The sequence below is a fragment of the Amycolatopsis sp. NPDC004169 genome (assembly GCF_040610315.1).
Classification (GTDB): Bacteria; Actinomycetota; Actinomycetes; order Mycobacteriales; family Pseudonocardiaceae; genus Amycolatopsis.
In genome coordinates, this window is the sequence record NZ_JBEXMD010000031.1 from 106,278 (window position 1) to 124,542 (window position 18,265).

General features: G+C 74.6%; 17 protein-coding genes. 11 read left to right on the forward strand and 6 right to left on the reverse strand.

Annotation, left to right across the window (positions count from 1 at the left end; translation table 11 throughout):
• Positions 1-75 precede the first annotated feature (75 nt).
• From ABZX11_RS33250 to ABZX11_RS33260, 3 genes are all read right to left on the reverse strand, one after another.
• Positions 76-963 carry a MerR family transcriptional regulator gene (locus ABZX11_RS33250; protein ID WP_176176727.1) on the reverse strand — a complete coding sequence of 296 codons (888 nt, stop codon included), beginning with the start codon at positions 961-963 and terminating at the stop codon, positions 76-78.
• Positions 964-1,179: 216 nt separating this feature from the next.
• Positions 1,180-2,064: a MerR family transcriptional regulator gene (locus tag ABZX11_RS33255; RefSeq protein WP_354920486.1), complete on the reverse strand. Its 885-nt coding sequence runs from the start codon at positions 2,062-2,064 to the stop codon at positions 1,180-1,182.
• A 125-nt stretch (positions 2,065-2,189) separates the two neighbouring features.
• Entirely contained in the window at positions 2,190-3,092 is a 903-nt protein-coding gene (locus ABZX11_RS33260; RefSeq protein ID WP_254897301.1) for a YhjD/YihY/BrkB family envelope integrity protein, read from the reverse strand.
• Between the two features lie 15 nt (positions 3,093-3,107).
• Between ABZX11_RS33260 and ABZX11_RS33265 the strand changes: the two genes are divergently transcribed.
• Together ABZX11_RS33265 and ABZX11_RS33270 are read left to right on the forward strand one after the other, a co-directional pair.
• Positions 3,108-3,773 carry a CDP-alcohol phosphatidyltransferase family protein gene (locus ABZX11_RS33265; RefSeq protein ID WP_354920489.1) on the forward strand — a complete coding sequence of 222 codons (666 nt, stop codon included), beginning with the start codon at positions 3,108-3,110 and terminating at the stop codon, positions 3,771-3,773.
• Between the two features lie 66 nt (positions 3,774-3,839).
• Entirely contained in the window at positions 3,840-4,184 is a 345-nt protein-coding gene (locus ABZX11_RS33270; RefSeq protein WP_354920492.1) for a hypothetical protein, read from the forward strand.
• Between the two features lie 19 nt (positions 4,185-4,203).
• Here ABZX11_RS33270 and crtI (ABZX11_RS33275) read toward each other — a convergent pair whose 3' ends face one another.
• Genes crtI (ABZX11_RS33275) through ABZX11_RS33285 form a run of 3 tightly spaced genes read right to left on the reverse strand, consistent with a single transcriptional unit; the run spans position 4,204 to position 7,624 of the window.
• Positions 4,204-5,694, reverse strand: a complete 1,491-nt coding sequence (crtI, locus tag ABZX11_RS33275) for a phytoene desaturase family protein (RefSeq protein WP_354920495.1) — start codon at positions 5,692-5,694, stop codon at positions 4,204-4,206.
• The gene (locus ABZX11_RS33280; RefSeq protein WP_354920498.1) at positions 5,691-6,827 is read right to left on the reverse strand and encodes a glycosyltransferase; all 1,137 of its coding nucleotides are present in this window, start codon (positions 6,825-6,827) and stop codon (positions 5,691-5,693) included. Before ABZX11_RS33280 ends, crtI (ABZX11_RS33275) begins: the two co-directional genes overlap by 4 nt.
• A complete protein-coding gene (locus ABZX11_RS33285; RefSeq protein WP_354920501.1) occupies positions 6,806-7,624 on the reverse strand; it encodes a carotenoid biosynthesis protein in 819 nt (272 codons plus the stop codon). Before ABZX11_RS33285 ends, ABZX11_RS33280 begins: the two co-directional genes overlap by 22 nt.
• Before the next feature lie 422 nt (positions 7,625-8,046).
• Here ABZX11_RS33285 and ABZX11_RS33290 point away from each other — a divergent pair, with 422 nt between their 5' ends.
• The 9 genes from ABZX11_RS33290 (at position 8,047) to ABZX11_RS33330 (ending at position 18,182) form a co-directional block, all read left to right on the forward strand.
• Entirely contained in the window at positions 8,047-9,147 is a 1,101-nt protein-coding gene (locus ABZX11_RS33290) for a polyprenyl synthetase family protein (protein WP_354920504.1), read from the forward strand.
• Positions 9,148-9,388: 241 nt separating this feature from the next.
• Entirely contained in the window at positions 9,389-10,864 is a 1,476-nt protein-coding gene (gene crtI / locus ABZX11_RS33295; protein WP_176176721.1) for a phytoene desaturase family protein, read from the forward strand.
• A complete protein-coding gene (locus tag ABZX11_RS33300; protein WP_176176720.1) occupies positions 10,861-11,823 on the forward strand; it encodes a phytoene/squalene synthase family protein in 963 nt (320 codons plus the stop codon). The genes crtI (ABZX11_RS33295) and ABZX11_RS33300 overlap by 4 nt, the downstream gene beginning before the upstream one ends.
• A gap of 1 nt (position 11,824) precedes the next feature.
• The gene (locus ABZX11_RS33305) at positions 11,825-12,166 is read left to right on the forward strand and encodes a lycopene cyclase domain-containing protein (RefSeq protein WP_176176719.1); all 342 of its coding nucleotides are present in this window, start codon (positions 11,825-11,827) and stop codon (positions 12,164-12,166) included.
• Entirely contained in the window at positions 12,163-12,483 is a 321-nt protein-coding gene (locus ABZX11_RS33310) for a lycopene cyclase domain-containing protein (protein ID WP_176176718.1), read from the forward strand. The genes ABZX11_RS33305 and ABZX11_RS33310 overlap by 4 nt, the downstream gene beginning before the upstream one ends.
• A complete protein-coding gene (locus ABZX11_RS33315; RefSeq protein ID WP_354920508.1) occupies positions 12,480-13,211 on the forward strand; it encodes a class I SAM-dependent methyltransferase in 732 nt (243 codons plus the stop codon). Before ABZX11_RS33310 ends, ABZX11_RS33315 begins: the two co-directional genes overlap by 4 nt.
• Positions 13,208-14,749, forward strand: coding sequence for an NAD(P)/FAD-dependent oxidoreductase (locus tag ABZX11_RS33320; protein ID WP_176176716.1), 1,542 nt, complete (start codon positions 13,208-13,210; stop codon positions 14,747-14,749). Before ABZX11_RS33315 ends, ABZX11_RS33320 begins: the two co-directional genes overlap by 4 nt.
• Positions 14,746-15,987, forward strand: a complete 1,242-nt coding sequence (locus ABZX11_RS33325; protein WP_176176715.1) for an NAD(P)/FAD-dependent oxidoreductase — start codon at positions 14,746-14,748, stop codon at positions 15,985-15,987. Before ABZX11_RS33320 ends, ABZX11_RS33325 begins: the two co-directional genes overlap by 4 nt.
• Positions 15,988-16,307: 320 nt before the next feature.
• Positions 16,308-18,182 (forward strand): Calx-beta domain-containing protein, encoded by a 1,875-nt coding sequence (locus tag ABZX11_RS33330; RefSeq protein WP_354920512.1) that lies wholly within the window; start codon positions 16,308-16,310, stop codon positions 18,180-18,182.
• Positions 18,183-18,265 lie beyond the last annotated feature (83 nt).

Consider the following 18,265-nt stretch of genomic DNA (forward strand, 5'->3'; position numbering starts at 1 on the left):
AGGACCGGCACGCGAGTAATCCTCGGGCATCTGGAGCGATTGCGCAACGCTTTCGCCCGGTGCCCGGGCACGGGTTCACGCCTTCAGGCGTTCGGTGGCCAGCTCGAGGGCGCCGGGCAGGTCGTTGACGAACGGGACGTCCCGCTCGGTGAGGTTCTCCCAGCCCGGGCCGGCCGTGGCGGTGTCGAAGCCACGACGGCGCAACCGCTGGACCAGCAGGTCGTCGACGGTGTTGGCGGACATCGACCACAGGAACACCACGACCGGGTCCAGCTTGGAGGCGATCGCGATGGTGGTCTCGGCCGGCACCATCTGCCCCAGGTACACCGCCGGGATGCCGACCTCCACCAGCGCGGCCCGCAGCACCTCCATCGGCAGGCTGTGCCGCTCCTCCGGGCAGCAGGCCAGCAGCACCAGCCGTCCGGGCGGGGTGTTGGCGAACCCCGCGCTGTAGCGCTGCAGGGCCAGCGAAATCTCGCCGGTCAGCGCCCATTCGGACTCGAAGCAGACGTCACCGCGCAGCCAGCGGCCGCCGAGGTGGTGCAGCACCGGGACGAACACCTCGGTCCACGCCGCGGCCGGGCCGAGCGCGTCCAGCGTTTCGTCCAGCAACGCGGCCAGGGAGGCGAATTCGAGGCCTTCCGCGGCCCGCTCGAGCTCTTCGATGTGCCGGTCGACCGACACCTCGGGCACCGTCTCGTCGGCGCCGGAGAACGCCGCCGCGGCGGCTTCCCTGGCCCGCATGCCGCGGTCGATGAGCCGCTGCATGTACTGCAGGCGGCGGACGTCGGCGTCGGAGTAGCGCCGGTGCCGTCCGTCGTCGCGCAGCGTCGGCCCGACCCCGTAGCGCGCGGCCCAGGTGCGCAGGGTCACGGGCGAGACGCCGAGCAGTTCGGCGACCTTGCCCGGCGTCCACGAACCCCCGGCCCGGGGTTCCCGGCCACTCACCCCGTCGACGTCCATCAACACCACGTTCCCACACGCCAGGGACGTCCGCCGGTGTGGTCACACGCGACGGAACAGCCTGCGACCGGCTATGTCCGCTTCAACGGATACGGCATCCGACGCCCGTTCGACACTCCCAGTGCCCAAGTTGCACGCCACAGAGGTGCCTTTGTGACTCAAATCACAGTTTACCCAGCGCTTGCGTGCGCGTTCCGCGAGCGGGGGCCGAACCGGTCAGGGCCACACGCGTCCGGCACGCGCGGAAGCTTCCCGCAGAGCGACCCGGAGGCCGTTGAGCACCGGCCCGTTCCGGCCGCCGACCGGGTACCAGCCCGGCCCGGCCGCGCGCACCGGCACGCCCCGGCGGGCCAGCTCGGCCAGCAGCGGGGCGTCGGCGGTGTAGGGCGTCATCGACCAGAGCAGCACGAGCACCGGCTCGATCCGCACGGCCGTCCGCACGAGGACGTCGGGCGCCACCATCTCGCCGAGGAACACCACCGGGATGCCGGCTTCCCGCAGCACCGTCGCGAGCACCTGGAGCGGCAGCGGGTGCCGCTCGGTCGCGCAGCAGGCCAGCAGCACCGGCCGCTCACCCGAGGGCGGCGGGGCGCCGACGACGTGCCGCTGCAGCGCCGCCGAGATCGCCCCGGCCAGCGCCCATTCGGCCGCGAAGGCGCTTTCCCCGGCCCGCCACCGCTCCCCCTGACGGCGCAGCACCGGCGCCAGGACGTCGACCCAGGCGGCGATCGTGCCGTGCCCGGCCAGCAGCTCGTCGAGCAGGACGGCCAGCGCGGGGAGGTCGATGGCGGCGGCGGCTTGGTCGATCTCGTCGGCCCGCAGCCGCGACTGCGCGGGGGTGACGGCCTCGGAGAGGACCAGCCCGGCCGCGGTCCCGGCCCGGACGCCCTGGTTCACCAGCGCGCTCATCCGGCGCAGCCGCTGCAGCTCGCGCGGCCCGTAGAACCGCTGCCCGCCGGGCCCGCGCCGGGCGGGCCCGACACCGTAGCGGCTGTCCCACGCGCGCAGCACGACGGGCGAGACCCCGATCGCGGTGGCGATCTGCCCCGTCGTCCACCAGGAGGCCCGGTCGGTGACCTCCGGTTCCGGTCTGGTCGTCACTCGTCCCCACCACTGGTCCGGCGTGCGCCGGCTCTTCTGTCCGGCTCCGGCACGGCCGATGATGGCCCAAACGAATCGCTTGTGCAACGCTTTACTGATGACGGGGGCGTTAAAAATCCAGGGTCTCAGCCGGTGGCTCGGCCGGACCTGCAGGAACGGCCGGGATTCTCGCTCGCTTCTGCATCGTTTTCCGCGGGCTCCTCGGCACCGAGCCGGGTGCGCTCGGCGCTGAGGGCCAGCCGGTAGCCGAGCAGGAGCAGCACGTGGAGCAGGTAGAGCCACAGGAGCAACGCCGAGACCGCACCGACCGCCGCCAGGCCGCCGAACGGCACGCTCCAGTCCAGCGGGATGGCCAGGAACAGGAGGAACCCGTGGAAGAACCCCGCCAGCACGGCGGCCACGGCGAGCGCGCCCACCACCAGCGGCCCCCGGCGCACCCCGCGCGGGGCGCTGCCGGCGAAGACGATCGCGGTCACCGCCGCGATGATCAGCCAGTCGATGTGGAACGACAGCGTGATGCCCCAGAACGTCGCCCAGCCGCCGCGCGCGTAGAAGCCGGCCACCGTGTCGGCGGTGGCCAGCGGCGCGATCGCCAGGGTCGGGCTGAGGACGAGCACGGGCACGAACATCAGCCGCCCGCGCCAGCCGACGAGCGCCCCGGCGGGCTGCCCGGCCACCTGGACGAGGCCGCGCAGCAGGCCTTCGCCGTAGAAGGTGGCCGGCAGCAGGGTGACCAGCAGCGCGGTCCACGGCGTCCCGAGCGCGGCCGTGGTCAGGGCCTGCAGCGCCGGTCCGGGCCCGTGGCCGGGCGGCAGGGCGTCGACCCAGCGCGAAACGCCGTGCCGGACGAACGCCGGCGACCCGAGGAACGCCGCGCCCCGCAGGGCGACGAGCGCCAGCGGGACCACGGCCAGGACGGCGAAGAAGGTGACACCGGCGGCCCACAGGGACAGGTCCCGGCCACGCAGCTCCCGGCCGGCGTCCCGCAGGACGGCGCCCGCCCGGCGGGCCACGTCCCGGCCGCTCACGCCGGTGCCCCGGCGGTGTCGGTCGAGGACGACGGGGTGGCGGGCTGGTCCCGCGTGCACGAGCACGACGTTTCGGGGAGCGCGCTCGCCGTCGGCTGGCTGCGGGCGATCCACCTGCTGGCCCGGCCGGTGCTGGGCGTGCCGCCCGACGTGCTGACGGGCTTCGGCGTGCTGAGCGCGCTGGCGGCGGTCTGGCTGGCGTCACTGGGCGGCGACGCGCTGTGGCTCGCCTTGGCCGCGATCGTGGCGACGGGGGTGTTCGACGGACTGGACGGCGCGGTGGCCCTGCGCACCGGCCGCGCCCGCCCGCTGGGAGCGGTCCTCGACGCGGCGTCGGACCGCGTGACGGAGCTGTGTTTCGTGGCGGTGCTGCTGGTCCTCGGCGCACCCCCGGGCTGGTGCGCGGCGGCGGCGGTGACGTCGCTGCTGCACGAGTACATCCGCGCCCGCGCCCAGGCGGCGGGCATGCGCGGAGCGGGAGCGATCACGGCGGCCGAGCGCCCGACCCGCCTGGTGGTGACGGCGGTGGCGGTGACCGGGGCGGCGTCGGCCCCGGCGGGGACGCCGTGGACGGGCTGGCCGTGGGGAACGACGTGCGCGGTGCTGGGGACCGGGTTGTCGGTCATCGGCTTGGCCCATCTCTGGGTGGGGGTCGTGCGGGCGTTCAGGCAGGCCGGGTAGGTCGGGTAGGTCGGCGCCGCGCGGCTTCCGGCCGAAGGGACCGGCAACGGCCCCAACCACCGCGGCGTGAAGCCGAAGCGCGGCGCCCTGGTCGGCTTGGCGCCGGTTCCCGACGGGAGGCGCCGGGGAACCGGCCTGACCGCCATCAACCCCACCCACCGCGACGCGAAGCCGCAGCGCGGCGTCCTGCCCGGCGCGGCTCCGGTTCCCGGCTGGAGGCGCCGGGGAACCGGCCTGGCCACCACCAGCCTCACCCACCGCGGCGTGGGCGCCAGGAAGCCGAGGCGCGGCAACCTGCCCGGCGCAGCGCGCGTTCCCGCCGACCGCGACGCGAAGCCGCAACACGGCAACCTGCCCGGCGCAGCGCGGGTTCCCGCCGTCGGCCCCACCCACCGCTCCGTGAAGCCGTAGCCCTGCGCCGGTCCCTCTCTCATCGGCTCGGTCCTCCCCCGGCGAGCCCGGCCACGATCTCCGCCGACATCGCCACCAGCGGCAGCCCTCCTCCCGGGTGGGCCGAGCCGCCGGCGAGGTACAACCCCGGCACCGGCGTCGCGTTCGCCGGGCGGAGGAGCGCCGCCCTCGGGCCGTTCGACGATGAGCCGTAGATCGATCCTCCCGGGGCGCCCGTCGTGCGTTCCAGGTCCGCCGGGGTGCGGATCTCGCGCCACAGCACCCGGTCCCGCACGTCCAGGCCCCGGGCCGCCAGGACCTCCAGCACCCGGTCCGCGTAGTCCTCCGCCAGCCCCGGGGTCGTCCAGTCGACCGCCGTCGCCGGGTCGTGGCGGGGGGCGTTCACCAGGACGAACCAGGCTTCGCAGCCCGGCGGGTGCAGCTGCGGGTCGCCGGGGGCGCAGACGTACACCGTGGGGTCCGCCACCGGCCGGGGCGCACGGCCGAAGAGCGCGTCGAACTCGGCGTCGTAGGCGGCCGGGAAGAGCACGCGGTGGTGGGCCGGGTCCGGTGTCGTGCCGCGCAGCGCGAGCAGCAGCACGAACCCCGCCGACGACGGTTGCGTCCGGCGCAGGGCCCGGCGCGGCGCGCGCGTGCGGGGGTCGTCGAGCAGGTCGCCGTACACGTGCGCCGCGTCCGCGTTGGCCACCACGATCGAGGCCGGGAGCCGCTCGCCGTCCGCCAGCCGGACTCCGCGGACGCCCGCCGGGCCGGTCTCGATCGCGGTGACCTCCGCGCCGGTCCGGACGTCGACGCCGAGCGCCGCCAGCCGGCCCAGCAGGGCGTCGGCGAGCCGGCGCAGCCCGCCGCGGACGTGCCAGGCGCCGAACTCCTGTTCCACGAACGGCACGACGCTCAGCACGGCGGGCAGCCGCCGCGGGTCCGAGCCGGTGTAGGTCGCGTAGCGGTCCAGCAGCATCCGGGCCCGCGGGTCGCTCAGCCGGCTGCGCCCGATGCCGCGCAGGGTGCGCCACGGCGCGATCGCCAGCAGGTCCCGGACGCCGCGGGCGTGCCGGAGGAGGTCCCGGGTCCCGTTCAGCGGGCGGCGCAGCACGGGCTCGCCGACGAGACCCCACAGCCGCTCGGCGTCCTGCATGAGCTGCCGCCATTCTTCGCCGGCACCGCCGCCGAAAGCCGCTTCCAGGGCGTCCGGGACCGCGGCACGCTCGTGCGGGACGGCCAGTTCGGTGCCGTCGGCGAACCGGTAGCGGCAGGCGGGATCGACCGGGACGACGTCGACGAGCTCGTCGAGGTCGGCGCCGGTGGCCGCGAAGAGCTCGCGGTAGACCGACGGCAGGGTGAGCAGCGAAGGCCCGGTGTCGAAGGTGAAGCCGTCCCGGGTGAAGGTGCCGAGCTTGCCGCCGCAGGAGGCGGCGCGTTCCAGCACGGTGACCCGGTGCCCGGCCGCGGCGAGCCGGGCCGCCGCGGCGAGCCCGCCCATCCCGCCCCCGACCACGACGACGGCGCTCATGCGGCACCTCCGCCCGGCAGGCGGCGCGCAGACGCCACCGAACGCCCCTTCCACACCAGCCGGCCCGTGGTCCTGGCCCACCAGGACCGGCCGATCAACCCCGTCAGCGCGAGCACCGACACCGGGTGCGCCAGGCTGTCCGGCCACACCCGGCCCCCGGTCCGCCGGGCCGCCACCGCGCGCCCGGCCACCCCGGCCGCGTACCCCACCAGGCCGGCCCGCGAACCGCACAGGGCGGCCACCGCGGGAAGCACCCACACCGCCAGGAACAGCCCGGCGATCGCCGCCGCCGCGGGGGCCGAGCCCGTCGCCGACCACAGGGACTTCGTGTAGCCCTCGCGCAGTTCCGCCCACGTCGCGTACATCCGGCACTCCGCGACACGGCTGCCGTCCGCGACCACGCCGCGGCCGCCCGCCCGCTTCACCGCGCGCATCAACGCGATGTCGTCCAGCACTTCGCCCGCCACCGCCGCGAAGCCGCCGCACTTGCGCAGCATCGCCGCGTCGATCACGAAGAACTGGCCGTTGGCGGCGGCCAGCGACGGCCGCGGGGACCTCTCCGCGAGCCGCAGCGGCAGCAGCACCAGCCACGACCACTGCAGCAGCGGCTGCACCAGCCGGGCCCCGAGCCCGTCCGCGCGCTGGCGCGGGAACGGCGACACCGCGTCGAGCTCCGCCTCGCGCAGCAGGGAAACCGCGGCCGCGACGGCGTCGGGGGCCAGCACGACGTCCGCGTCGACGCAGACCAGCACGCTCCCCCGCGCCCGCTGGGCGAGCTGGTGGCACGCGTGCGGCTTGCCCAGCACCCCCGGCGGTGGCTCGGTGCCGGTCAGCAGCGTGACCCGCGGCCCGGCGAGCCGGCGGACGACGTCGGCCGTCCCGTCGGTGGAACAGTCGTCCAGCACCAGGATTTCGGCGTCGTCGAGGCCGCGTTGCGCCAGCAGGGAACGCAGGGCCGGGCCGACGCGCTCGGCTTCGTCGCGCAGCGGCAGCAGGATCGAGACGGCTTCCCGGCACCGGGCCCGCCCTTCGCGCGGTGCCCGGACGATCCGCGCGTTGTACGCCGCGTGCGCGGCACCGGCGACCGCCGCCGCGGCGGCCGCGCGGACGATCACGCGGAAACGCGGGCCCACCGGATCCCCTTTCCCAGCCGGATCGCGAACGGCACCGCCACCGCGCCCATGAGCACACCTCCGGCGACGGCCACCCACGGCCGTCCGAAGAACGCGAAATGCGCCCACACCGAGGAAAACCACGTCCAGAGGTACAACGCGGGCGCCGGGCCGGCCGCCAGGGCCGGGACCGGGTCCGGCGGGCGGGGCACCCAGCGGTGCAACGCCGCCTGGACGAGGACGGCGACCAGCAGCCAGCCCGCGAAGTTCGTCACCGGGATCCCGGTGACCAGCGGCAGCGACGGCTCGGGCGAGGCCCAGGTCCAGTACCCCTCGTCCACCATCTGCGGGTCGAGGAAGACGTCCCACGCCGCCAGCGCGGCCGCCGCCACCGCGACCACGCCGGCCGGCTTCACGGCCAGCGCGCGCCCGGCCAGCAGCGCCGGCCAGGCCATCATCAGCCAGGCGAGCGGGACGACGGCAGGCACACCGGCCAGCGGCAGGCCGAGCAGGCCGGTGTATTCGTAGTGCCCGAACGGGAATCCGGTGTGCAGGCCGACCACCTCGGCCAGCAGCCCGCCGCCGCCCGCGACCAGCGCCAGCGTGGCCGCCGCGCGGGCGCCGCAGCGGGACCAGGCGTCGGCGAGCGACGCCGCCGCGAAGCACAGCACGGTGAGCACGGTCAGCGGCGTGCGGCCGCCCGGGTCGGTCACCGAGTAGAGGATCTGGCAGAGCACCGTCGCCGCGGCGCAGAGCCAGGCGGCCAGTGCGGGCGGGGCGGGGCGGAGACGGGTGAATGCGGCAGTCCGCGAAACCATCACGGCAGCAGAATAGACCGGCGCGGAAAGCGGCGGGGCACTCGGCCTCGATTTCTTCGGCACTTCCTTAATTCGCCGCCGAATCGCGACGTAAATGCGCGCGGAATTGCACGACGAACACCCGGCGACGCCCCGGGTGTGGGCGGGGCGCCGCCGGGTGCGCGGCCCGCGTCCGAGGGGTGTGACGACGGGCCCGCCGGGACGGCGTGTGGCATCGCCCTCCCGGCCACGGGGTGGTCTTGCGTTTCGGCACCGATCCACGCCGAGCCACGCCGATCCGCGCCGCCGCGCGAACTTCGGCGACCGCGCGGGCATACCGGCGGGTTCGACGGTGGTTACCCGGTTTTCACCGGGTTCAAGTAGACAAGCTACACCACATGTGAAACGGTTGCGAATCGAATGGCCGACACCGGGAGGGGCGGATGACCGCGACCATGACGACGGGGGTGACCCCCGCGGACGAGGCGCCCGCCGAGCGGCTGGACGCGCTGGGCCGCCGCTGCCTCGCCGCAGCGCAAGGATTCGTGAGCGCGCGAGCGGCGGAACATTTTTCCGGGCGCAGTGAGGGAACGCTTGCGGAAACCGTGGTGCCGGAGTTCGTGGCGGGCGGAAAATGTCTCCGCCCGCTATTCGCCTACGTCGGGTGGCGGTGCGGGCAACCGGATTCCGACGCCGCCGTCCGCGCGGTCGCCGCGCTGGAACTGCTGCACTGCTTCGCCCTCGTCCAGGACGACGTGATGGACGGCGCCGAGCTGCGCCGCGGCCGCACCGCGCTGCACGTCCGGTTCGCCCGGTGGCACGAGGAGCAGGGCTGGGCCGGCTCGGCACCGCGGTTCGGCGAGTCCGCCGCGATCCTGTTCGGCGACCTGTTCCTGGTGTGGTCGGAGCAGATGCTGCGGGAGAGCGGGCTCGCGGCCGAGCAGCTGGCGCGCGGCTGGCCGCACTACGACGCGATGCGGGCCGAGCTGGCGGTCGGCCAGCTCGCCGACCTGGTGAACGACGCACGGGCACTGCCCAGCTGGGACACGCTGCTCGACGTCCTGCGCCGCAAGTCCGGCAACTACACGGTCCGGCGGCCGCTGGAGTTCGGCGCGGCGCTGGCCGGCTGCGGCCCGGAGGTGCTGGCCGGGCTGGGAGAGTTCGGCGGCCTGGTGGGCGAGGCGTTCCAGCTGCGCGACGACCTGCTGGGCGTGTTCGGCGATCCGGTGGTCACGGGCAAGCCGGCCGGGCAGGACCTGCGCGAGCGCAAGGCTTCCAGCGTGGTCGTGCTGGCCGCGGCGATGGCCGACCGCCGCCGCCAAGCCGAGTTCGCCGAGCTGATCGACCTGGACGCGGTGGACGACGAGGCGGTCGAGCGGTGGCGGGAGCTGATCGAGGCCACCGGCGCGCGCGAGCGGATGGGCGAGCTGATCCGCGAGCGGGCGGACAAGGCCATGGCGGCCATCGACCCGGCGGTGATCCCCGGCCACGCCGTCGACCTGCTCGCCGCCCTGGCGGCCCGCTGCACGGAGCGCGACCGATGACGGGCCACATCGCCGGCGAACACGCCGCCACGGCAGCGGGCCGCCGGTCTGCTTGCCGGCCGCGCCACGCAGCACGGCCCACACCCGGCCGGCCGACCCACGAACACCCCACCACGGCAACCGCCCGGCAGCCTGCCCACCGGCCGCGCCACACAGCACGGCCCACGCCCCACCGTCCGATCCGCGAGCGCGCCGGCCGCACTTGCGCGACCACTTCCCGCCGAGGCGTGGAGGGTGACCGATGAAGACCGTGCCCGGCCCGGTGAACCGCGTCGTCGTCGTGGGCGCCGGGCTCTCCGGGCTCGCCGCCGCCCTGCACCTCGCCGGGCGCGGGCGGGAAGTCACCGTCGTCGAACGGGATGCCGGCCCCGGTGGGCGCGCCGGGCGGGTCGCACGCGACGGCTACCTGCTCGACACCGGCCCCACCGTGCTGACCATGCCGTCCATCCTCGCCGACACCTTCGCCGCCGTCGGGGCCGACTTCAGCACCGAACTGCCGCTCACCCGGCTCGATCCCGCCTACGTCGCCCAGTTCGCCGACGGCAGCACGCTGCCGGTGCACACCGACGGCGCCGCGATGGCCGAGGCCGTCCGCGAGTTCGCCGGGCCCGCCGAGGCGGCGGGCTACACCCGCCTGCGCGACTGGCTCACCCGGCTCTACCGGGCCGAGTTCGGCCGGTTCATCGACGCGAACATCGACTCCCCGCTCGGCATGCTCCGGCCCGAGCTGGCCCGGCTCGTCGCGCTGGGCGGCTTCCGGCGGCTCGACGGCCAGGTCGGCCGGTTCCTGAGCGACGAGCGCCTGAAACGCGTATTCACCTTCCAGGCGCTCTACGCCGGCGAATCCCCGATGCACGCGCTGGCCCTGTACGCGGTGATCTCCTACATGGACACCGTCGGCGGGGTGTACTTCCCGCCCGGCGGGATCGCCGCCCTGCCGCAGGCGCTCGCCCGCGTCGCGGCCGACGCCGGGGTCAAGTTCGCCTACGGCGACGCCGTGCGCGAACTGGAACGCTCCGGATCGCGGGTCACCGCCGTGCGCACCGCCGCCGGGTCCCGGTACCCGTGCGACGCCGTCGTGCTCACCACCGAACTGCCGGAGAGCTACCGGCTGCTCGGGCGGCAGCCGCGGCGGCCGGTCGCGTTGCGGGCCGCGCCGTCCGCGCTCATCGTGCACGCCGGCGGCCCCGGGACACAGCCGGAGGTCGCGCACCACACGATCTCCTTCGGGCAGGGCTGGCGCTCGACCTTCGACGAGCTCATCACCCAGGGGAAGCGGATGAGCGATCCGTCGCTGCTGATCACCCGGCCGACCGCGTCCGACCCCGGGCTCGCCCCACCGGGCCGCCAGCTCTACTCCGTGCTCGCCCCGGTGCCCAACCTCGACCGCGGCCCCGCCGACTGGGCCGCCGAAACGGATTCCTACGCCGAAGAAGTCCTCGACGTGGCCCGGACGCGGCTGCTGCCCGGCTTCACCCCGGATTTCACCCACGTCATCGGCCCGGCCGAGTGGGCGGAGCGCGGCCTGGTCGCCGGGACCCCCTTCAGCTACGCCCACTCCTTCGGGCAGACCGGCCCGTTCCGGCCGCGGAACCTCCCCCGCGGGACGGACAACGCCGTCCTGGCCGGCGGCGCCACCGTGCCGGGCGTCGGCGTGCCGACCGTGCTCATCTCCGGCAGACTGGCTGCCGACCGGATCACCGGAGGGACCCGATGACCCGACGTGAACTCGACGCCGCCGGCATCCGCGAGCCGGAGCTGCGTGCCGCCTACACCTGGTGCCGCGAGCTCAACGCCCGGCACGGCCGCACCTACTTCCTCGCGACGCGCCTGCTCACCCCGGCGCAGCGGCCGGCGATTCATGCGCTCTACGGCTTCGCCCGCTGGCTCGACGACATCGTCGACGAGCCCGAAGACGACGCCACCCCCGAAACCCTCGACACGCGCCTGCAGGAGGTCGAGAAGCGCTTCCTCGCGGACCTGGACGCCGGTGCGAGCGACGACCCGCTGCTGACCGCGGTGATCGACACGGCGGCCCGGTACACCCTCGCCAAGGCGTACTTCGAGGCGTTCTTCACCTCGATGCGGATGGACCTCACCGTCGACGGCTACGCCACCCGCGAAGAGCTGGACACCTACGTGCACGGTTCGGCCGAGGTGATCGGCCTGCAGGTGCTGCCGGTGCTGGGCACCGTCGCCCCGCGCGAAGAGGCCGAGCCGCGGGCCGCCGCGCTGGGGAAGGCCTTCCAGCTCACCAACTTCCTGCGCGACGTCGCCGAGGACCTCGGCCGCGGCCGGGTCTACCTGCCCGCCGACGAACTGGCCGTGCACGGCGTCGACCGCGACCGGCTTCAGTGGTGCGCCAAGGAGGGCCGGGCCGACCAGCGGGTCCGGGCCGCGATCCGCAACCAGATCGCCGTCACCCGCGACATCTACGCCGAAGCCCGGCCGGGCATCGCCATGCTGCACCCGATCTCCCGCCCGTGCGTGGCCACCGCGGCGCGGCTCTACGGCGGCATCCTCGACCGCATCGAGGCCGCCGGCCACGACGTCTTCGCCGGGCGCGCGGCGGTTTCGCGCGGGCAGCGGCTGGCGGTGGCGTGCGGGGCGGTCGCGCGGACGCAGTGGGCGCGGCGGCGCCACCCCGCGCCGGTGCAGCCGGTGGCGGTGGGCTGAGGTGGGCAAGGCCGAATACCTGGTCGTGCTGGCCGCGTGCGTCCTGGTCACGCTGCCGCTGGAGATCGCGGGCGCGCGGGTCTACCGGCAGCCGCGGCGGCTGGCCCGCGCGGTGCTGCCGGTCGCGCTGGTGTTCCTGGTCTGGGACGCGGTGGCCATCGCGGCCGGTGTCTGGGACTACGCGCCCGAGCACGTCACCGGCATCCGGGCCCCGTTTTCCGTGCCGCTGGAGGAAATCCTGTTCTTCGTGGTGATCCCGGTCTGCGGGGTGCTGACCTACGAGATCGTCCAGCTCACCCTCGCGGTGCTCCGGCGGCTCGTCCGGCAGGAGGCGCGCCGGTGATCCCGTGGGGCTACACCGTGCCGGCGGTCGCCGCCGTGGCCGCGGTCGTGCTGGCCGAGCTCTTCCTGCTGCGCACGGGCCTGTTCCGGCGCCTGGCGTACTGGATCACCATCGCCATCGTGACGGCGTTCCAGATCCCGGTGGACGGCTGGCTGACCAAGCTCTCCGACCCGATCGTGCGCTACGCCCCGCAGCACATCAGCGGCTGGCGCTTCCCGTGGGACATCCCGGTCGAAGACTTCCTCTTCGGCTTCGCGCTGGTGACCGCGGTGCTGCTGGTGTGGGAACGAACCGGTCCCCGGGAGGAGCGAGCGTGAACGCGATGGCCAAGGACGGTCTCCCGCGCGGTGCGGTGCCGTCGGCGTTCGACACCGAAGCGCGGTGGTACGACAAGCTGGTCGGCGCCAACCCCGGCTACCACGAGCACCTGCGGCTCTCGGCCCGGCGGCTGGAGCTGCCGCCGGACGGGACGGGCCTGCGGCTGCTGGACGCCGGCTGCGGCACCGGCGCGTCGACGGCCGCGCTGGTGTCGACCGTGCCCGGCGCCGCGATCACCGCGTTCGACGCCTCCGGGGAGATGCTCGCGCAGGCCAGGGCGAAGGACTGGCCGGACGACGTCACCTTCGTCCACACGCCGGTGGAGGACCTCGACGGCGTTTCCGGGCCGTTCGACGCGATCCTGGCGGCGTACCTGCTGCGCAACCTGACCGACCCGGCCACGCAGCTGCGGCGGCTGCGCGGGCTGCTGAAGCCCGGCGGCCGCATCGCGATCCACGAGTACTCCGTGCGGGATTCGGCGCGCGCCCGCTGGGTGTGGAACGCCGTCTGCGCCGGCGTGATCATCCCGCTCGGGAAGGTCACCACCGGCGACGCGACCCTCTACCGCCACCTGCGCCGCAGCGTCCTCGAGTTCGACGGGATCGCGGCGCTCTGCGGCAGGCTCACCGACGCCGGCTTCACCGACGTCCGCACCGGCACGGTGCCCGGCTGGCAGCACGGCATCGTCCACACCGTCCTCGGCACCAACCCGCAGGAGCACCCGTGACCCGCCCCCTCGGCACCGACCGCCGGATCGAGACGCACCCGGCCGCACCCGGCCTGGCCGACGCCGGGCTGCTCGGCCGCCGCCCGACCGCGGCGGTCGTCGGCGGCGGCATCGCGGGCCTCACCGCGGCCACCGGGCTGGCCGAGCGCGGCGTCACGGTGACGCTCTTCGAGCGCGACGGCTTCCTCGGCGGGCGGGTCGGCGGCTGGGCGGACCGGCTGCCGGACGGCACCGGCGTCACCATGAGCCGGGGCTTCCACGCCTTCTTCCGCCAGTACTACAACCTGCGGTCACTGCTCATGCGCACCGATCCGCGGCTCGACCGGCTGACCCCGCTGGCCGACTACCCGCTGCTGGACGCCCAGGGCCGCACGGACACCTTCGCCGGTCTCCCCCGCACGCCGCCGTGGAACGCGCTGGCGTTCGCCTGGCGCAGCCCGACGTTCACGCCGAAGGACCTGGTCCGCATCAACGGCCGCGGCGCCCTGCCGCTGGCCACGGTCAGCGTCCCGGAGACCTACCGCCGGCTCGACGAAACCGACGCGGCGAGCTTCCTCGACGCGATCAACTTCCCGGACGCGGCCAAGCACCTGGCCTTCGAGGTGTTCTCGCGCAGCTTCTTCGCCGATCCGCGCGAGCTGTCCGCGGCGGAGCTCGCGACCATGTTCCACCTCTACTTCCTCGGCTCCAGCGAGGGCCTGGTGTTCGACGTGCCGACCGAGCCGTTCCCCCAGGCGCTGTGGGACCCGCTGGCCGGCTACCTGGCCGACCGGCGGGTGACCATCCGGACCGGCACCCCGGTGGCGGCGCTCGAGCGCACGTCCGACGGGTTCGCCGTCACGACGTCCCACGGGAGCGGGCAGTTCGACACCGTCGTGCTCGCCTGTTCCGTGCGCGGGCTGCAGTCGATCGTCGAAGCGTCGCCGACGCTCGGGACGCCGGAGTGGCGGGAGGCCGTGGCCGGGTTGCGCACGGCACCGCCGTTCCTCGTCCGCAGGCTCTGGCTCGACCGGCCCGTCGACGCGGCGCGGCCGCCGTTCCTCGGCACCGGCAGCGTGCCGCCGCTGGACAACATCAGCCTGCTCGACCGCTACGAGGGCGAGGCCCGCCGGTGGGCGGCCGGCACCGGCGGCTCGGTCGTCGAACTGCACGCGTACGCGGCCGCGACCGACGACCGCGAAACGCTGGTGAAGGCCGTGGACGACCGGCTGCACGCGATCTACCCCGAAACCCTCGAGGCCCGGGTGACGGCGTCGATTTCGTTGTGGCGCGAGGACTGCCCGCTGTTCGGGCTGGGCGACTTCGCCCGCCGCCCCACGGTCGTGACCCCCGACCCGGCGCTGGCGCTGGCCGGCGACGGCATCCGGATCGACCTGCCGGTCGCGCTGATGGAACGCGCGGCGACCACCGGCTGGGCCGCGGCCAACACGCTGCTGGCGGGCTGGGGGCTGGCCGGGCACCCGCTGCGGTCGGTGCCCAACCGCGGCCGGATCGGCCTGCTGAACCGGCTCGCCTCGACCCGGTACTTCGGGGGGTGACCGGCGTGCCGGAAGTCGTCATCGCCGGAGCCGGGCTGGCCGGGCTCGCCGCCGCGATCACGCTGCACCGGGCCGGCGTGCCGTGCGCGGTGCTGGAGGCCTCGGACGACGTCGGCGGCCGCGTGCGCACCGACGTAGTCGACGGCTTCCGCCTGGACCGCGGGTTCCAGATCCTCAACCCGGCCTACCCGGCGATCCGGCGGCTGGTCGACGTCGACGCCCTGCGGCTGGGCCGGTTCCAGCGCGCGGTCCGGGTGGCCGACGACGACCGCGTCTCACTGCTCGGCAACCCGGTGGACACGCCCAAGGCGCTGCGCGACATCGTGGCCCGGCGGTACCTGTCGGCGAAGGACCTGGCGGCGCTCGGCGCGTTCACCGCCCGCGTCGCCGCGGGCCCGGCCCAGGCGGTGATCGACCGCGCCGACCGCACGACGGCGGAGGAACTGCGGCGCGCCGGGGTGTCCGAGCGGGCGGTGGAGACGGTGTTCCGGCCGTTCCTCTCCGGCGTGTTCCTGGAACCGGAACTGGCCACCTCGGCCCGGTTCTTCCAGCTGGTGTGGCGCAGTTTCGTGCGCTCGGCGCCGTCGCTGCCGGCACGGGGCATGGGCGAGCTCCCGCGGCAGCTGGCCGGGCGGCTGCCGACGTCGGCGATCCACCTGCGCACCCCGGTCGAGGAGGTCCGGCCCGGCCGCGTCCGCACGGCCGACGGCGTGGTGTGGCCGGCCCGCGCGGTGGTCGTGGCGACCGACGGTGCCGCGGCCGCCCGGCTGGCCGGGGTCGGGGAACCGCGCTGGAACAGCGGGACGACATGGTACTTCGCCCCACCGCGCTCACCGTTGCGCGAACCGGTGATCGTGATCGACGCCCGTGGCGGGCCGGTGGTCAACACGAGTGTGCTCAGCGAGGTGTGCCCGGAGTACGCCCCGCCCGGCTCGGCGCTGGTGAGCGCGACGGCGTTGACGGCGTTGCCGGAGCCGGAGGTGCGCCGGGCGCTGGGCCGGATGTACCGCACGGACGCGACGCGGTGGCCGCTGGTGGCCCGGTACGAGATCCGGCACGCGCTCCCGGCGATGCCGCCGCCGCACGAGCTGCGGCGCGAGGTGCGGCTGGGCGACGGGCTCTACGTGTGCGGCGACCACCGGGACACGAGTTCCCTCCAGGGCGCCCTCGCGTCCGGCACCCGGGCGGCCCGTGCGGTGCTCGCCGACCTCGGCGTGCCGAGCCGCGCGAACCGCTGAGCGCCCGGGGCGCTACGGCATTCGGGCGGAAATTCGCTCCCCGCGCCGCGAAACCCGCCGTGGTTCCGCCGAGCGACCGGCACCGTTCGTACCGGACGCACTGCCTTTCGTCGCTGGATCGAGTGAATTCCCCGCGGTGATCTTCAAGTTTCCGGCCCAGTGAACTCCCGGTTTGCGTAGCCCGGATCCGCCGCCGTGACCCGTTGAGCACCTTGACACAGGGCACTCCGAGTGACGTTCGCCCGGCCCGCTAACGAATTTCCGCCTTTTCCGTCTTCCCGAGGCAACCCGCAGTAATCCGGCCTTCGGAAAGGAAGTCCATGTCGCGGAGATCCTTGTTCGTCGCGCTGACCACGGTCAGTGCCTTGCTCACCCCGGCCGCGGTCGCGGCCGCGGCGCCGCCCGGGGTCGATCCGGCCACCGTCGACCTGACGCTCTCCGCCGGGCAGAGCGCCGACGTCACCAAGCACGTCACCACTTCCGCCGTGCCGCCGAACCCCGACCTCGTGCTGCTCGCGGACACCACCGGCAGCATGGGCGGCGCGATCTCCAACGTCAAAACCAACGCCGGCGCCATCACCGGTGACGTGCTCGCCGCGCAGCCGACCGCCCAGTTCGGCGTGGCCGAGTACAAGGACTTCACCGACTCCGTGCCCTTCAAGGTCAACCAGGGCATCACCGCGAACACCGCCGCGGTGCAGGCCGGCATCGACCAGTGGGCCGCGGCAGGCGGCGGCGACCTCCCCGAAGCCGACCTCAACGCCCTCTACGAACTGGCCACCGGCGCGGTCACCTTCCGCCCGGACGGCACCCGCATCATCGCCTGGTTCGGCGACGCGCCGTCGCACGACCCCAGCGGCGGGCACACCCTGGCCCAGACCATCGACGCGCTCAAGGCGGCGAAGGTCCGCGTGGTCGCGGTCAACGTCGGCAACCTGGACGCCGACGGCCAGGCGAGCGCCATCGCCACGGCCACCGGCGGCGTGCTGCTGAACAACGTGCCGTCGAACCAGGTGTCGCAGGCCATCCTCGACGGCATCAAGTCCATCGAGGTCACGGTCACCCCGAAGGTCACCGCCTGCGATCCGCAGCTGACGCTCACCAACGCCCCGGCGAGCGTGAAGGTGGCCAGCGGGGACGTCGCCACGTTCACCGAAACCGTCGCCGCCGCGGCCGACGCCGCGCCCGGCACCTACCACTGCACGGTCGACTACCAGGTCGACGGCGTGTCCCGCGGGTACGTCGAGACGACGACCGTGCGCGTGCTCGGCCTGAGCATCAACGACGTCACGGTGGACGAGGGCTCCGGCGGCGCGCCGGTGCCCGCCACCTTCACCGTGTCGCTGCTCGGCGGCGCCTCGCCGAACCCGGTGTCGGTCCACTACGCCACCGCGAACGGCACGGCGACCGCGCCGGCGGACTACCAGGCGGCGGGCGGTGACGTGACCTTCGCGCCCGGCGAGACGAGCAAGCCGGTGACCGTGCTGGTCAACCCGGACACCGTCGACGAGCCGGACGAGACGTTCACCGTGACGCTGTCGAACCCGGCCGGCGCCGGGCTGGTCGACCCGACCGGCGTCGGCACGATCCGCGACGACGACCGCGACGGTGTCTTCTCCTGCACCGGCACCGCCGCGAACGTCATCGGCGTCACCGCGGCCGTGGCGAACCCGGCGAACCTGCCCTGCGCCGACGACAGCAAGTCCGTCCTCGACGCGACGCTCAACGCCGGCCTGATCAAGGTGCAGACGCACGCGCTGACGTCGTCGACCGACCTGGCCCCCGACAACCAGTCGGCGGCCCCGGCGGCCGGTGACCACGCGCAGGCGACGGCCAAGATCGACAAGACCGTGATCAGCACGGCCGGGCTGACGATCGAGCTGGGCGTGATCCAGTCCCAGGCCGCGGCGACCTGCCAGCCGGCCCCGGGCGGGCTCGCCCCGGCGCTGACCGGCAGCTCGAACGTCGCCTCGCTGAAGATCAACGGCGTCCCGGTCACGGTGGGCTCGGCGCCGCTGACCATCGCGCTGGTGATCGGCTCGCTGAAGCTGAACGGCCAGACCATCGCGAACGGCGTCGTGAAGCAGCAGGCGGTCGCGCTGGAAACCCCGCTGGCGAAGATCGTGCTGGCGGAGTCCCAGGCCGACGTGCACGGCACCGCCGCGCACCCGGCGGGCAACCCGTGCCGGCGCTGATCCGGTGAGTCGCAGGAGCAGTGGTCAGTCGAGAGGCAGGTCGAACGCGACGAGCGTGCCGAGGCTGGGCGAGGAGTTCAGGA

What these genes read in the sequence shown, in the direction of transcription:
- ABZX11_RS33250 (WP_176176727.1), bottom strand. Translation starts at nt 963, where the DNA reads ATGGACGTCGACGGGGTGAGTGGCCGGGAACCCCGGGCCGGGGGTTCG.
- crtI (WP_354920495.1), bottom strand. Translation starts at nt 5,694, where the DNA reads ATGAGCGCCGTCGTCGTGGTCGGGGGCGGGATGGGCGGGCTCGCCGCG.
- ABZX11_RS33285 (WP_354920501.1), bottom strand. Translation starts at nt 7,624, where the DNA reads ATGGTTTCGCGGACTGCCGCATTCACCCGTCTCCGCCCCGCCCCGCCC.
- ABZX11_RS33290 (WP_354920504.1), top strand. Translation starts at nt 8,047, where the DNA reads ATGACCGCGACCATGACGACGGGGGTGACCCCCGCGGACGAGGCGCCC.
- crtI (WP_176176721.1), top strand. Translation starts at nt 9,389, where the DNA reads ATGAAGACCGTGCCCGGCCCGGTGAACCGCGTCGTCGTCGTGGGCGCC.
- ABZX11_RS33300 (WP_176176720.1), top strand. Translation starts at nt 10,861, where the DNA reads ATGACCCGACGTGAACTCGACGCCGCCGGCATCCGCGAGCCGGAGCTG.
- ABZX11_RS33330 (WP_354920512.1), top strand. Translation starts at nt 16,308, where the DNA reads ATGTCGCGGAGATCCTTGTTCGTCGCGCTGACCACGGTCAGTGCCTTG.